Source organism: Lysinibacillus sp. NPDC095746, assembly GCF_044763535.1.
GTDB lineage: Bacteria > Bacillota > Bacilli > Bacillales_A > Planococcaceae > Lysinibacillus.
In genome coordinates, this window is sequence record NZ_JBIWGL010000003.1 from 148795 (window position 1) to 163618 (window position 14824).

Annotated in this window: 13 protein-coding genes; all 13 read right to left on the minus strand. The window is 39.2% G+C overall.

What is annotated here, in order from left to right:
- Nucleotides 1-159: 159 nt before the first annotated feature.
- The 13 genes from trmFO to rimM all read right to left on the minus strand — a co-directional run bounded on the left by trmFO (nucleotide 160) and on the right by rimM (nucleotide 14391).
- Nucleotides 160-1473, minus strand: a complete 1314-nt coding sequence (trmFO, locus tag ACIQ7N_RS03785; protein WP_132357450.1) for an FADH(2)-oxidizing methylenetetrahydrofolate--tRNA-(uracil(54)-C(5))-methyltransferase TrmFO — start codon at nucleotides 1471-1473, stop codon at nucleotides 160-162.
- Between the two features lie 18 nt (nucleotides 1474-1491).
- On the minus strand, nucleotides 1492-3570 hold the full coding sequence (gene topA / locus ACIQ7N_RS03790) for a type I DNA topoisomerase (protein ID WP_402930374.1): 2079 nt from the start codon (nucleotides 3568-3570) through the stop codon (nucleotides 1492-1494).
- A gap of 91 nt (nucleotides 3571-3661) precedes the next feature.
- Entirely contained in the window at nucleotides 3662-4558 is an 897-nt protein-coding gene (gene dprA, locus ACIQ7N_RS03795; protein WP_402930375.1) for a DNA-processing protein DprA, read from the minus strand.
- 153 nt (nucleotides 4559-4711) lie between these two features.
- Nucleotides 4712-5614 (minus strand): succinate--CoA ligase subunit alpha, encoded by a 903-nt coding sequence (gene sucD / locus ACIQ7N_RS03800; protein ID WP_132357453.1) that lies wholly within the window; start codon nucleotides 5612-5614, stop codon nucleotides 4712-4714.
- A 17-nt stretch (nucleotides 5615-5631) separates the two neighbouring features.
- Nucleotides 5632-6792 carry an ADP-forming succinate--CoA ligase subunit beta gene (gene sucC / locus ACIQ7N_RS03805; protein ID WP_402930376.1) on the minus strand — a complete coding sequence of 387 codons (1161 nt, stop codon included), beginning with the start codon at nucleotides 6790-6792 and terminating at the stop codon, nucleotides 5632-5634.
- Between the two features lie 140 nt (nucleotides 6793-6932).
- Entirely contained in the window at nucleotides 6933-7256 is a 324-nt protein-coding gene (locus ACIQ7N_RS03810; protein WP_274066594.1) for an EscU/YscU/HrcU family type III secretion system export apparatus switch protein, read from the minus strand.
- Nucleotides 7253-9142: a hypothetical protein gene (locus ACIQ7N_RS03815; RefSeq protein WP_402930377.1), complete on the minus strand. Its 1890-nt coding sequence runs from the start codon at nucleotides 9140-9142 to the stop codon at nucleotides 7253-7255. The genes ACIQ7N_RS03810 and ACIQ7N_RS03815 overlap by 4 nt, the downstream gene beginning before the upstream one ends.
- A 311-nt stretch (nucleotides 9143-9453) precedes the next feature.
- On the minus strand, nucleotides 9454-10212 hold the full coding sequence (locus tag ACIQ7N_RS03820; RefSeq protein ID WP_402930378.1) for a ribonuclease HII: 759 nt from the start codon (nucleotides 10210-10212) through the stop codon (nucleotides 9454-9456).
- A 627-nt stretch (nucleotides 10213-10839) separates the two neighbouring features.
- The gene (gene ylqF / locus ACIQ7N_RS03825; protein ID WP_132357458.1) at nucleotides 10840-11712 is read right to left on the minus strand and encodes a ribosome biogenesis GTPase YlqF; all 873 of its coding nucleotides are present in this window, start codon (nucleotides 11710-11712) and stop codon (nucleotides 10840-10842) included.
- A gap of 289 nt (nucleotides 11713-12001) precedes the next feature.
- Nucleotides 12002-12571, minus strand: coding sequence for a signal peptidase I (gene lepB / locus ACIQ7N_RS03830; RefSeq protein WP_132357459.1), 570 nt, complete (start codon nucleotides 12569-12571; stop codon nucleotides 12002-12004).
- A 106-nt stretch (nucleotides 12572-12677) separates the two neighbouring features.
- Entirely contained in the window at nucleotides 12678-13022 is a 345-nt protein-coding gene (gene rplS / locus ACIQ7N_RS03835) for a 50S ribosomal protein L19 (protein WP_049668419.1), read from the minus strand.
- Between the two features lie 116 nt (nucleotides 13023-13138).
- Nucleotides 13139-13876, minus strand: coding sequence for a tRNA (guanosine(37)-N1)-methyltransferase TrmD (gene trmD, locus ACIQ7N_RS03840; RefSeq protein ID WP_132357881.1), 738 nt, complete (start codon nucleotides 13874-13876; stop codon nucleotides 13139-13141).
- Nucleotides 13876-14391: a ribosome maturation factor RimM gene (gene rimM, locus ACIQ7N_RS03845; RefSeq protein ID WP_132357460.1), complete on the minus strand. Its 516-nt coding sequence runs from the start codon at nucleotides 14389-14391 to the stop codon at nucleotides 13876-13878. The genes trmD and rimM overlap by 1 nt, the downstream gene beginning before the upstream one ends.
- Nucleotides 14392-14824 lie beyond the last annotated feature (433 nt).

Here is a 14824-nt window from a genome sequence, read left to right on the forward strand (position 1 = left end):
ATATTGACACTATACCTATCTTCATCATATAGCAAGTGGAAATGTTTATATTTTGAGAAAATCTCCATACAAAATAATAAAATACGTGTAAATTAGCATTTTACCTACAAAAAAGAAAAAGCCTCTAAGAGTATATCAACTTTTAGAGGCTTTTTGCAATCAAATTGTTTGTGAATTCACAAAATTACGAATTGTGCTTATTGCACGTGTAGCATGCATCTCTGCACGCTCTGGTTTTGAACGACGTCCTGGTGGTAGTTCAGGGAAAATTCCAAAGTTAACGTTCATTGGCTGGAAGTTTTTCGATTGTGCTTCTGTTATATAACGCGCCATACTTCCTAATGCCGTTTCAAATGGGAAGATAAGTTGTTCTTGTCCTAATGCTAAACGAGCCGCATTAATACCAGCAATTAAACCACTACCAGCAGATTCAACATATCCTTCGACACCTGTCATTTGACCAGCAAAGAAAATATTTTTTCGCTCGCGAAGCTGATACGTTTTCTCTAGAACCTTTGGTGAATTAATGAACGTATTTCTATGCATAACTCCATAACGAACGATTTCAACATTCTCTAATCCCGGAATTAATTGCAGTACTTCCTTCTGCGGTCCCCATTTTAAATGGGTTTGGAAGCCAACGATATTGTAAAGAGTTCCTGCTGCATCATCTTGACGTAATTGAACAACAGCATAAGGTCGTTTCCCTGTTTTTGGATCTTCTAGACCTACTGGCTTCATCGGTCCAAATAACATTGTTTTCTCCCCACGAGCGGCCATTACTTCGATAGGCATACAGCCTTCAAAGTAAATTTCCTTTTCAAATTCTTTTAATGGCACAACCTCTGCTTCGATTAACGCTTGACGGAAACGATCAAATTCTTCCTTTGTCATAGGACAGTTTAAATAAGCTGCTTCCCCTTTATCGTAACGCGATTTTAAATAAACCTTTTCCATATCGATGCTGTCTTTTTCAATAATTGGTGCTGCTGCATCATAGAAATATAAATAATCTAAACCTGTTAAGCCCTGAATTTTTTCAGCTAAATCTTTCGATGTTAGTGGCCCTGTGGCAATTACAGTAATGCCCTCTGGAATTTCAGTGACTTCTTCATGAATTACTTCGACAAGAGGATGATTTTTCACCGAGTCTGTCACATATCCGGCAAACTCATGACGATCCACTGCTAAGGCACCGCCTGCCGGTACTGAACATGCATCTGCTGCCTTCATAATAACAGAATCTAAAATACGCATTTCCTCTTTAATTACACCTACGGCATTTGTTAAGCCATTTGCACGCAATGAGTTTGAACAAACAAGCTCTGCAAATTTATCAGTATGGTGAGCTGGTGTTTGCTTTACCGGACGCATTTCATAAAGTTTAACCTTCACACCGCGTTGAGCAATTTGCCAAGCGGCCTCACTGCCCGCAAGACCTGCGCCTATTACATTTACTACTTGTTCAGTCATGTTCTTACCATCTTTCTATCATTGAGTAGGTGTCTCTTCATAGTCACATTTCGTACACTGAATTTGCACACCTTTTTTAATTTTTTTCTCTACTAATAATGCACTACATTTAGGGCATGGTCTACTAATTGGTTTGTCCCAAGAAACAAATTCACACTCAGGGTACTGATTGCAACCATAGAATAAACGCTTTGTTTTACTCTTTCGCTCGACAATTTCGCCAGTTTCACAGGAAGGACATTTTACACCAATAGGTTTCATAATAGCTTTCGTATTGCGGCAATCCGGGAAGTTTGAACATGCCATAAATTTCCCATATCGTCCAAGCTTAAAGACCATTGGAGATCCACAAAGCTCACAATCCTCGCCAGCGGGTTCATCTTTTATAACAACCTTTTCCATAGCCTCATCTGCATGCTTTACATGGACCTCAAAATCCTTATAAAACTCACGGACAATTTCTTTCCACTGACGACTACCTTCTTCAATAGCATCCAAATCTTGCTCCATTTGTGCTGTGAATTCGATATTTATTTCATCAGGGAAAAACTCTAGTACAAGTTGGTGCACGATTTCTCCCAGCTCAGTCGGCATAAATCGTTTTGCATCTAAAACGACATAGCCACGGCGCTGTATTGTATCGAGGGTCGGTGCATATGTGGACGGGCGCCCTATACCTAACTCTTCCATTGTCTTTACAAGACGCGCCTCTGAATAGCGTGGTGGTGGCTGTGTAAAATGTTGCTTTGGCTCAATTTCAAGAGATTTTACTTGATCGCCAACTTCCATTTCAGGTAGAAGCTTTGTTGTTTCTTCAGTTTGATCATCTGTACCCTCAATATATAACTTCATAAAGCCAGCAAATTTAACTTGTGAGCCGTTTGCACGGAATAAAACATCCCCATTTTGTAAATCAACAGCAACTGTATCAAGTACAGCCGGCGCCATCTGACTAGCGATAAAGCGCTCCCAAATTAAACGATATAAGCGCAATTGGTCGCGACTAAGCACTGCTTTTAATTCCTCTGGAGTTCGGATCGTGCTAGTTGGACGAATAGCCTCATGGGCATCTTGTGCATTAGATGCTTTTTTAGTCTGCTTCGACTCCGTGGAGATGAATTCTTTCCCGTACTTGGATTCAATGTAGGCAATTGCCTCCGTTTTTGCTGTGTCCGAAATACGTGTAGAATCGGTACGCATATAAGTAATTAAACCGACTGTCCCCTCTTTTTTACCAATATCAATACCTTCATATAATTGTTGGGCAAGCATCATCGTTTTCTTAGCACGGAAATTTAACTTACGTGCTGCTTCTTGCTGTAAAGAAGATGTTGTAAAGGCAGGTGCTGCATTTCGTTTACGTTCTTTTTTAGATACATTGACAACTTCAAAACTTGTACCTTTAACATTTTTTAAAATAGATTTTACTTGTTCTTCATTTGTTAATTTAATTTTTTCTTTGCCATCACCATAATAAAGCGCATCGAACGTTTTCTTACCTTTTTCAAAAGAACCTTCAATTGTCCAATATTCTTCCGGTTGGAAATTTTTAATTTCATTTTCACGATCAATAATCATGCGTAGTGCTACAGATTGTACTCGTCCTGCTGATAATCCCTTTTTAACCTTTTTCCAAAGAATTGGACTAATGTTATACCCAACAAGCCTATCCAAAATACGGCGTGTTTGCTGTGCATCTACTAAATCCATATTAATAGGACGTGGATTTTTAAAGGATTCTACAATCGCATCCTTTGTAATCTCATTAAAAACAACACGACAATCTGAATTAATATCAATATTTAACGCAGTCGCAAGGTGCCAAGCAATCGCTTCTCCCTCGCGGTCTGGATCGGCCGCTAGGTAGACTTTCTTCACTTTTTTAGCCGCAGACTTTAATTCCTGTAAAACAGGACCTTTACCACGAATAGTAATATATTTAGGTTCAAAATCATTTTCAGGACCAACACCCATTTGGCTACGTGGTAGATCACGAACATGCCCGATTGACGCTTTCACTTTATATTTTTTCCCTAAATATCGTTCAATTGTTTTTGCTTTTGCTGGTGATTCTACAATCACTAAATAATCCGCCATCTATTTTCTCCCCCTTAGAGAGGTCTATTGCTATTTTTTAAGTTACCTGTTGCAAAATGTATAACAGATTTTAAGATAATGCAACTTTTTTTCAATTTTTGTTAGAAAAGAGAGTAAGTGTTTCAACGATTTCGTGACCATTGCACACCGGAATAGCTCCTTCTAATAGTAGTTTATTGGTCCCTTTTGATTGCTCCGCATTAATTGGACCCGGTACAACAAATACATCTTTTCCTTGCTCTAAAGCATATTCTGTTGTAATAAGTGTGCCACTTCTTAATGCTGCTTCGGTTACAACTAAAGCTTTGGACAATCCACTAATTATTCGGTTACGCATTGGAAAATGCCATTTTTCAGGCTTCATATATGGGGGATACTCTGTGACAAGTAACTGATGCTCCGCCATATGCTCAGCGAGAGACTGGTTTTCCTTAGGGTATATAAAATTAAACCCATGTCCAAGCACTGCAATTGTGGAACCGCCAACTTTTATCGTTGTCTCATGAGCAATCGTATCTGCCCCTCTTGCAAGCCCGCTTACGACAGTATATTCGTGTTCAACAAGAGGCGGGACAATTAGGTCCAACGCAGTCTTTGTATAAGCTGTAGCCTTTCTAGAGCCTATAATGGCTACTCGTTTTTCTTTCGTTAATAAAGAATACCGACCTTTCACATACAATACAGTAGGTGGGCTGGATATTTCAAATAATTGCGCCGGGTATAAAGGATGATGAAAAGGGATAGGGGAAATATTAGCCCGTTCATAAGCTTCCCGAAACGAAAATGTCATTATCCGTCGAAAACTGTCGGATATTTCCAACGCTCTTTGGGATGATATTTGCAATGCTTTGGCAATCTCGTTGGGGGACGCTTCTTCAAAATTACTTAGTATATCCACCGGGGACAATAATTGCTGAAGTTTTTGAAGTGGCAATGGGTATATATAATGTAAAGCTAGTAATCTCTGTGTATCGACTGATAAAATCATTTAAAAACCTCCTTTTAATAGAAGAAATTAAATGACCGCATCTTTCATGACATAGCTTTTATAGACAGTAAGTAGGGAGTTAGCTATTTCATCTTTTAAAGCCGTGTCTAAATAAAGAAAAAGATGTAGCAACAACGTGCTACATCTTCCATTTTAATGGGTTTTACACTTTTCGTATAGCCCTTTTTCTTTGATTACTTTAATAAGTGTTTCACCAATGACAGATGGCGTTTCTGCTACTTCTATACCAGCAGCATTCATTGCTTTAATTTTCTCTGCTGCTGTTCCTTTACCACCTGAAATAATAGCACCAGCGTGACCCATACGTTTTCCTGGAGGTGCTGTTTGGCCACCGATAAAGCCAACGACAGGTTTCGTCATATTCGCTTTAATCCACTCAGCCGCTTCTTCTTCAGCTGTACCCCCAATTTCCCCGATCATTACAACTGCATATGTTTCCGTATCGTTGTTAAACGCTTCCAAAACATCGATAAAGTTCGTACCATTGACAGGGTCTCCACCGATACCTACAGCTGTAGTTTGGCCAATACCAGCTTGTGTCAATTGGTGTACAGCTTCATATGTTAACGTACCAGAGCGAGAAACAACTCCTACATGCCCTTTCGTATGGATATAACCTGGCATAATACCAATCTTACATTCATCTGCCGTAATAACACCTGGACAGTTTGGACCAACTAGACGTGTCTTTTTACCTTCCATATAACGTTTAACCTTAACCATATCAAGGACAGGAATATGTTCAGTAATACAGATTGTTAATTCTAATTCAGCATCAACTGCCTCTAAAATAGCATCTGCCGCGAATGGAGCAGGTACATAAATAACTGAAGTTGTTGCGCCTGTTGCAGCTACAGCTTCTACTACAGTGTTAAATACAGGCACTCCTTCGATTTCCAGACCACCTTTACCTGGTGTTACACCAGCTACAATTTTAGTACCATAATCAAGCATTTGCTTCGTATGGAAAAGCGCTGTTTCGCCCGTAATCCCTTGTACAATTACCTTCGTATCTTTATCAATAAATACAGCCATTGTTCTCCCTGCCTTCCTTAGCCTACTAGTCCCACAATTTTTTGTGCACCGTCAGCCATTGAATCCGCTGCAACGATGTTTAAACCAGATGCATTTAATATTTCTTTTCCAAGTTCCACATTTGTACCTTCTAAACGTACAACTAATGGCACAGCTAAGCCAATTTCTTTGGCAGCTGTCACAACACCCTCGGCAATAATGTTACATTTCATAATTCCGCCAAAAATGTTTACGAAAATACCTTTTACATGTGGATCAGAAAGAATAATTTTGAAAGCTTCTGTTACTTTTTCTGCCGTTGCACCGCCACCTACATCTAAGAAGTTAGCAGGGCTTCCGCCATAATAGCTAATTGTGTCCATTGTAGCCATTGCAAGACCCGCTCCATTAACCATACAGCCAATGTTGCCATCTAGAGAAATATAACTAAGATCGTATTTCGATGCTTCGATTTCCTTTGGATCTTCTTCATCAAAATCGCGTAATTCGACAATATCTTTATGACGATACAACGCATTTGCATCGAAATTAAATTTAGCATCTAATGCCAAAACTTCTCCTTGTCCAGTTATAACAAGTGGATTAATTTCTACAATAGAAGCATCTTTGTCGATAAATGCTTGATACAAACCTAACATTAATTTAACAGCTTTCCCTACTAGGTTGGCTGGAATATTCATATTAAACGCCATGCGACGTGCCTGGAAACCTGTTAAACCAACAACAGGATCCACAACTTCTTTGAAGATTTTTTCTGGATTTGATGCTGCTACTTCTTCAATATCCATGCCACCCTCTTCAGACCCCATCATTGTTACACGGGATGTTGCGCGGTCTAATACTAGACTTAAATAGTATTCTTTTTGAATATCAGAACCCTCTTCAATATATAAGCGTTTTACTTCTTTTCCCTCTGAACCTGTTTGATGAGTTACTAAAATTTTACCTAGTAATTCTTTTGCGTATGCACGTACCTCGTCAAGGTTTTTGGCGATTTTCACGCCCCCCGCCTTACCGCGTCCACCTGCATGAATTTGCGCCTTGACTACTGTCACATTAGAGCCAAGTTCTTTCGCTACTTTCACTGCTTCATCAGGGGAAAAAGCTACTTTTCCGTTTGGTACAGCTACACCATATTTTCTAAGAATCTCTTTCCCTTGATATTCATGGATATTCATAATACATCCTCCCATCAAACATTTGCATAAAATTGTTTTACTAACATAATCTATTCTAACGAAAGATTCTGATAAAGTCTATACCTTGTCTCTTATTCATTTTTTATCTTTTAATATGACGCTTTTTTCTGTTTTGTGTACTAAAACAGAGTTTTATGAAAATCAGAATTCTCTATTTTTTCTATTTTTTCGGCATATTGTTGGTCTAATCGATAAATAAATGCAAAAACCTCAGCGACAGCTTCAAACAATTCTTCTGGGATTGACTCATTGAGATCTAATTGTCCAAGTAAATGAACAAGGTTAGGATCCTCATAAATAGGGACATCGTGCTCATTTGCGCGCGCTAATATATTTTCTGCTATTTTGCCTTTTCCTTTTGCTACTACCGTTGGACTATCAAAACTTCCTAACTTATACGTGAGAGCGATAGCCTCTTTTCGAGTAAATTTTTCTTCACTCATACGCGAAAATCCACCCCACTATGTTCCTCCTGCTGTCCTACTACAGGTGTTTTTACAGGTTGGGCTTTTTCAAATTTCTTCATAAAAACGCCTGAAAGTTGATATTCTTTTTCTGCTAGGCCAATTTTCAACGCTGATTTCAGTGGTTCTGCAAGCGGAATAATATCATTTTCATTAAATACTGTCACAGAAACTACACGATTTTGAACCTGCATATCAATAACGGTTTCTTTCATAGATGCCATTTGTAAATAAAATAATATACGTGCATAATTGGCATCAATTTTACCATCTTCCTTCATGCGCCCATTCCACTGCAATGTTGCATCCATTTTCTTACCAAAGAATTCTAATGGTACTTGCATAATAAGCTGATGCTGATGGCCATTCTCTCCTGATGCGAGCTGCATGCCGTTCATGCGTGCCATTAACATTTCTGCTGCTTCCTTAAGCTGCGGAGAAATATGTGTTTCCTGCAATAATGTATGTAGCTGCGGTTTTAATTGATGTGCAATCTGCTGTAAATCTGCTGACTTATTACTAAGTGTCGCTTCATAGCTAACTCCTAGATTTTTTAATACTGTTTTAAGTGCATGTTCCATTGCTTTACTGTCCATAGAGTTTTGTACATGGGCATCTGCTTGCGTCACGATTTGCTGAATCATTGCTTGCGGGGATTCAACACTATTTTTCATAAGATTTCGCATGAATGCTTCATTTTGTAGCGGAGTAGTAGCCTCATGCTTTAAAAGCGATAATAAATGGTCCTTTACCGAAAGAGCATTGGCGTCTTGTGTAAATAAACGCTCCGAAGAATTTTCTGCAAACGCTTTTATAAATTGTTCTTGCATTTGTTTTGCGAAAATCTCTAGCGTTTGTTTAGTTGCTGGTAGCTGATTAAATCGATCGATAAGTTGATTTAATGACTGCTGTTGTTCGTTGGTTAGCAAGCTTTGATTTGCTGTCCAAGATTTAAGCTGGTCAACTAGATGATTGATATTGTCAGATTTTGTCGTTAAAATTGCTTGAATAACTTCTCCAGCCTGTTGAAACTGATTTGACTGAACAGACTTTACATCACTAAAGCTTGACCAGTTTTGCAAGGTTGCCTGCTGAGGAAGAATCCCTGCCTCTTTTAAAATATTCATGGCTTGAATCTTTTCACTCATAGCAGCAGCATTATTTGATAATATTTGAATGGATTTGGCAAGTACTAAACTACCTGTTTCTACTTCAAAAGGCTTTGCAATAGCATTTACTTGTTGGATTAGAGTTTGCTTAAGGTTTTCTGGTAAAGCTATTTCTTTCGTTAAAAGCTGTGTAAAGCTTTCCATTACGGAAACCATGCCAGTAGTTTTTTGTCCACTTATTAGAGCTTGAAAAACATCATTAGTCATCGGCATTTTAAGCTCTACCATTTTTTGAATGGCTTGTAGGGCATCCATCTTCGTAACACCTTCTGGTAATGCCTTTAACCACACTTCTGCCTGCATTAGCTGCTCTTTTGAAATCGGTAGCTGCGCTTTCATAAAATGAGCTAGAAGTTGCTGCATCTCAGCGGTTTTGGGTAAATTCATTGAGTCAAGTAACTGATTGATTTGTTGACTTTGAGAAGTCGTTTGCCCCATAGGGCCCGTAACAACTTTTAGTTCTGTTTGTGGGCTTGTACCAGTTACTTGGAAGAAGTGGGCATCACCTGCTTTTAGCGGCACTTCGAGTTTAGCAATAAACTTCTGATGGCCAACCTGTATTTCTGCCATTTGATCTGGATATAATTGTTTAATTGTTCCTTGAAATACTTGCCCTTGTTTTAAAGTAAGTGGCTGATTATTTAGGGTTAAAGCACTTTGTTGCATTTGAATCGGATTAAAAGATGTGGCTGTCATATATGTACTCCTTTCATCAACTACTCCTTGTAATTGGCGTCCTTTTTTAACGTTTTTTGCTCCGACCAGGCGCTTTCCTAGAGGGCTGAGTCGGAGCTCTAAGCAACTTATTCACAGATATACGTTTTTACAAATATCATTTCTAACTGCTTGAAAGTGCCTTTTATTTAAAAACGACACCCGCCAGAACATTAACTTATTTCAGCAGATGTTTGTACAATAAACATTTGTAGCTGTCGCTTTGCTTTCGCTACATAAAACACTTGTAGCTGTCGCTTTGCTTTCGCTACATAAAACATCGCTGAAATAAGTTAAAGCATTGACTTTATCGGCTCAAATGATTTGCGATGATGAATAGTTGGACCAAACTTTTCAAGGGCCATTAAATGCTGTTTTGTTCCATATCCTGCATGCTGAGCAAAACCATACATAGGGAATTGCTCGTCCAATTGATCCATATAATCATCTCGAGCTGTTTTTGCCAATATGGATGCAGCTGCAATAGCTAAGCTTTTCGCATCCCCTTTAATTATTGAATCCTGCGGAATAGAGATTGGCAGTGTCATAGCATCAACTAGCACATAATTAGGTTTTATAGATAACGATTCTACACTTGTCTTCATCGATTGCTTCGTCGCTTCGTAAATATTTAATTCATCAATTTGTTGTGTTGATTGGAAATGGATAAAGTAACATAATGCATGCTCTTTTACTAAAGCAGCATAAGCATTGCGTTTATCTTTTGATAATTGCTTTGAATCATTTAATCCGACTAGAGCCTCACAGTTCGCAGGTAAAATAACAGCTGCTGTTACTACTGGCCCTGCTAACGGTCCACGCCCTGCTTCATCTACCCCTGCAATTAAGGTATTCTCTCCTCCGTAACTTCGATCGAAATCAACTTTCGCTTGATGTTCCTGCAGTATCTGTTGCTTCTTCTCTTGGGACCTTTGCCAACTTTGCCAAGCCTTTTGCACACCTGCACGTTCATCGATTGCTACCCCCGTCATCCAGTCCTGCCATTCCTCCGCTTCTTTCAATGCTGTAGTAATTTCTTTAATCGTTTTCATATATTTACTCCCTATTGGTTCTTAACAGTTATTCGCTAATTTTACTTTTTAATGGGCTAAGGATTCACCCTAACGTTTTGGCGTTCTTCATAATATATCCTTTTTTGTAATATGTACTTGAATGCACAGCACTCTTCCTTCCGCACATTTGCAGCCTGAGTCTCCCCGCCCATGCTTTTATACTAACAATACTTTTTTAGAAAGAACAGGTTTGGAATCGTATTACATTTAATGGTATTCCGTGTATATTACTTGATTGTAGTGGAGGTCGGGCGACTCCTTAAGCATCAGCAATTGAGGAGCAAGGGCTAAAACTATCACATCCTGCGATACGCCTTCACCGGTGCCGCTTCACTTTCACGCGTTGGCCCGAGCCCCTGCAGCGAGCAGCGCAAGTAAAGCGGCTCATCGGACGCCCTCAGGAGTCTTTGCTCTTTTGCGAAGCGCAGCGACAGCACAAAGCGCAAGCCTTCACTACAATCAATTCCCACGTTATATCGAAAAGCTCCGAATCCATTCAAAAGTATTTATCGTTTTTTCTCGCTCTATATCATTTATCGGCAAGATGGCGTATTCCTAAAAGAAAAACTGTCATACTCACGATTTAAGGTGAGTATGACAGTTTTATTACTGTTCTGTTTCTTTTTCAAGTTGTTCGTCAACAAAGTCAAATGTTAGTTTACCTAATTGCAACCCACGGATATCGCGAACGACTAGTTGAGCTACTTGATCATAATCGATTTCTCCTCCAGGACCGAAAACACGGCGAAGTTTACCGATATGATCGAAGGTCTCCACTAAATCTTCATGGATAAATTGGAAGCCATAGCGTTCTTCCATTCGTGCCGGATAATGAACGGATAAAAAGCGTAGACCATATACAGCTAAATCCTCCATATTCGTTATAGTATCCTTTATAGCACCTGTTAACGCTAATTTAAAGCCTACTTCTTGGTCTTCGAATTTCGGCCATAAAATACCTGGCGTATCGAGTAATTCTAGCTCCTTGCCAACCTTTATCCATTGCTGAGCCTTAGTGACCCCTGGCGTATTCCCTGTTTTTGCGATATTTTTCTTCGCTAAGCGGTTAATAAGCGTCGATTTTCCTACGTTCGGAATGCCAACAATCATTGCACGAATGGCTCTTGGCTTCATCCCACGTGATTTCATGCGATCAAATTTTTCTTTCAAAATTTCTTGAGCAGCCTTTGTCACCTGCTGTAATCCTTTGCCTTCAAGAGAATTGATTGCAACCGCCTTATGACCTCGTTGTGCGAAGTATTCAACCCATTTACGTGTTTCGTGCTCATCTGCCATATCTGACTTATTTAAAATAAGGAGACGCGGTTTTTGATTAATTACTTCGTCGATCATCGGATTTCGGGAAGATAGCGGTAAACGTGCATCTATTAATTCAAATATAATATCAACTAGCTTTAATTTTTCTGTAACTTCTCTGCGGGCTTTTGCCATATGCCCAGGAAACCATTGTATAGTCATATCTATACCTCCTAAACTAAAAGAAAAAGGGAGTTTTAACTTCTTTCAGCAGGTGTCCAAACGCCTGTAGCTGACGCTTCGCTTTCGCTACAAAAAACAATTGCTGAAAGAAGTTAAAGCCTCCGGCGGATGTCATGGAATCGGAAAGGTGTTCTTAAATAGGATGTTAGCCTAAAATCATCGCATCCATGCGATAACGGCTAGCTGACCTGCATCATGCAGGCCTAAGCACAAAGCCGATTCCAGACGCAATTATGCCAAGGCATAATTGATCTCTCCCTTTCAAGAATTACTTTACAATTTTAATATCACTAAACGGCCAGAAAATCAGACTTGTACTCCCGATAATCTCTTTCTGATCGACGACTCCAATAATACGACTGTCCTTACTGTATCGACGATTATCTCCCATAACGAAAACATAGCCTTCTGGAATTACATTATCTTTTAGGTTTACATCAATGTCTTTTAATGTAAAATCCTCGGTTAAAGTACCTTCTGTAATTTTTGATTTGTAAGCATCTAAATAAGGTTCATCGATCGGTTCACCATTAATGTATAATTGATCATTTTTATACTCCAATGTCTCTCCTGGAAGCCCAATAACACGTTTAATATAGTTTTTCTTTTCAGGAGCATGGAATACCACAATATCAAAGCGTTTTGGTTCACCTATTTTATAACCAATTTTATTTACAATCATACGATCGCCATCTTCAAGGGTTGGCATCATGGATTGGCCATCTACTGCAATGGGTGTAAATAAAAAATAACGAATAATCGCTGCAATCGCAAATGCAATTAGAAGTGCCTTTGTCCATTCCCATAGTTCATTCTTTTCCTTTATTTGTTTTTCCATCGAGATTTGCCCCCTTGTCTATCCTCATTTTAGTTGATAGCTATTTAAGATGACAAGCAAAAAGAAAAGGGGCTTGTTACACAAGCCCCTCACTTTTAAGTCATAATTATCGAATTTCTTTAATACGAGCAGCTTTACCACGTAGGTTACGTAAGTAGTAAAGTTTAGCACGACGTACTTTACCGCGACGTACAACTTCTAAGTTAGCGATTTTTGGTGTGTGTACAGGGAATGTACGTTCAACACCTACACCGTAAGAAATTTTACGAACTGTGAAAGTTTCGCTAATACCGCCACCACGACGTTTAATTACTACACCTTCGTATACTTGTACACGTTCACGAGTACCCTCTACTACTTTCACGTGTACCTTAACAGTATCACCAGGACGGAAAGTTGGTAGATCAGTGCGAAGCTGAGCTTTTGTAATCTCTGTAATAATGTTTGACATTGTTTTCTCTCCTTAGACAGATGCTCTTGCACGCAATCTATGCCACAGCGGAACACCGTAATTCAGTACTTCACATAGAAGTACAGAATAGATGTTATCATAAATATAGATAGCAATCAAGCATCTTTATCGTTGTTTTTAAGTTTTTCTAGATACAATTTTTGCTTGTCTGTTAATGGATAATTCTCGAGCAAATCAGGACGACGCTCGAATGTTCTTTTCAGAGATTCTTCCATACGCCATTGCTCAATCTTTGCGTGATTGCCCGACAGTAAGACATCAGGTACTTTCATCCCACGAAATTCAGCAGGGCGTGTATAATGTGGGTGCTCTAGGAGACCCGTTGAGAACGAATCTTGTATGTGGGAATCCTCTTGTCCTAAAACCCCCGGCAGAAGTCGTACAACGCTATCTATAACTGTCATAGCCCCTAGCTCGCCACCAGTTAATACGAAATCTCCAATTGAAATCTCATCTGTGACAAGATGCTGACGAATGCGTTCATCATAACCTTCGTAATGACCACATAAAAATACTAGCTCTTTTTCTTGCGCCAGCTCTTCTGCCTTTTTTTGAGTAAAGCGCTCACCTTGCGGGCACATCAAAATGATACGAGGATTTTTCCCTTCTGTAATGGCCTCGACAGCGCTAAACATCGGCTCTGGTTTTAACACCATTCCCGCACCGCCACCATACGGATAATCGTCTACTTGATTATGCTTATTACCCGAAAATCCACGGAGATCAGTGACTTCCAGATTTACAGCACCTTTTTCCTGTGCTTTCTTTAATATGGACGCTCCAAAAACGCCTGTAAACATATCCGGAAATAAACTTAACACATGAATATTCATCATAGTAGACCTTCCATTACATGGATCACTATTTTCTTCTCATCAATATTAATTTCTTTGACGATATCCTCGATATACGGGATGTAATGCTCTTTTTTAGTGCCTTTAACTACCCATACATCGTTTGCACCTGTTTGAAGAATGTCGGTCACTGCTCCAATTGTTTCGCCTTCTTCAGATACAATTGTACAGCCAATTATTTCGTGGAAGAAATATTCATGTTCCTCTAATAAATCATCTGTCATTTGATCTTTCGTAATTTTGAGCATTCCTTCTTTGAAAGGCTCAACCAAGTTGATGTTATTCATTCCTTCAAAGGTTAACAAAATAAAGTTTTTATGACGACGCACTGATTCAATTGTTACCCACGTTGGCTTTTTATCGTCTTTTTTAAACGCCGCAAGCTTTACTCCCACTGCAAAGCGCTCTTCCTCAAAATCAGTTGTTGATAACACACGCACCTCACCGCGAATACCGTGCGTATTGACAATACGACCTACATTAAACCATTCCATTCAAATCTCACCTCATATCAATTTCGCCTCAGCGTAATTGCGTCCGGATTTCGAGTCAGTTAAATGCGAAGGTTTTAGGCTAACATCCTTCATTTCATTCTTTTCAAAATCCGTAACATCCGCCGGAGGCTGTATCTTCATTCAGCGGGAGTTTGAAATCCGCTGAAAAGGAATTACATCCTCATTCATCCCACAACCTTAAGAGGCATGAGTCCTAAGCTGAATGAAGATAAAAAATGCTAAAACATGCTCGTCCCCGTCAAGCTACTTGCTAGCCAGATCAAAAAGTAACATTTCTCTCACCTTTCATCTACAAAAGCAGTTTAACTTTTGGTGGACGGTGTTCTAGCTAAGACGTTGACCAGTCTTCCTCAATGTCATTATGTTCAATTATCTCTCAATGTAACTAAGATAATGAAAAAAGGAAGGAACC

Bases quoted from the DNA above. Each gene is read 5' to 3' on its own strand.
- trmFO (WP_132357450.1), bottom strand. From the start codon at position 1,473: ATGACTGAACAAGTAGTAAATGTAATAGGCGCAGGTCTTGCGGGCAGT.
- topA (WP_402930374.1), bottom strand. From the start codon at position 3,570: ATGGCGGATTATTTAGTGATTGTAGAATCACCAGCAAAAGCAAAAACA.
- dprA (WP_402930375.1), bottom strand. From the start codon at position 4,558: ATGATTTTATCAGTCGATACACAGAGATTACTAGCTTTACATTATATA.
- sucD (WP_132357453.1), bottom strand. From the start codon at position 5,614: ATGGCTGTATTTATTGATAAAGATACGAAGGTAATTGTACAAGGGATT.
- sucC (WP_402930376.1), bottom strand. From the start codon at position 6,792: ATGAATATCCATGAATATCAAGGGAAAGAGATTCTTAGAAAATATGGT.
- ACIQ7N_RS03810 (WP_274066594.1), bottom strand. From the start codon at position 7,256: ATGAGTGAAGAAAAATTTACTCGAAAAGAGGCTATCGCTCTCACGTAT.
- ACIQ7N_RS03815 (WP_402930377.1), bottom strand. From the start codon at position 9,142: ATGACAGCCACATCTTTTAATCCGATTCAAATGCAACAAAGTGCTTTA.
- ACIQ7N_RS03820 (WP_402930378.1), bottom strand. From the start codon at position 10,212: ATGAAAACGATTAAAGAAATTACTACAGCATTGAAAGAAGCGGAGGAA.
- ylqF (WP_132357458.1), bottom strand. From the start codon at position 11,712: ATGACTATACAATGGTTTCCTGGGCATATGGCAAAAGCCCGCAGAGAA.
- lepB (WP_132357459.1), bottom strand. From the start codon at position 12,571: ATGGAAAAACAAATAAAGGAAAAGAATGAACTATGGGAATGGACAAAG.
- rplS (WP_049668419.1), bottom strand. From the start codon at position 13,022: ATGTCAAACATTATTACAGAGATTACAAAAGCTCAGCTTCGCACTGAT.
- trmD (WP_132357881.1), bottom strand. From the start codon at position 13,876: ATGAATATTCATGTGTTAAGTTTATTTCCGGATATGTTTACAGGCGTT.
- rimM (WP_132357460.1), bottom strand. From the start codon at position 14,391: ATGGAATGGTTTAATGTAGGTCGTATTGTCAATACGCACGGTATTCGC.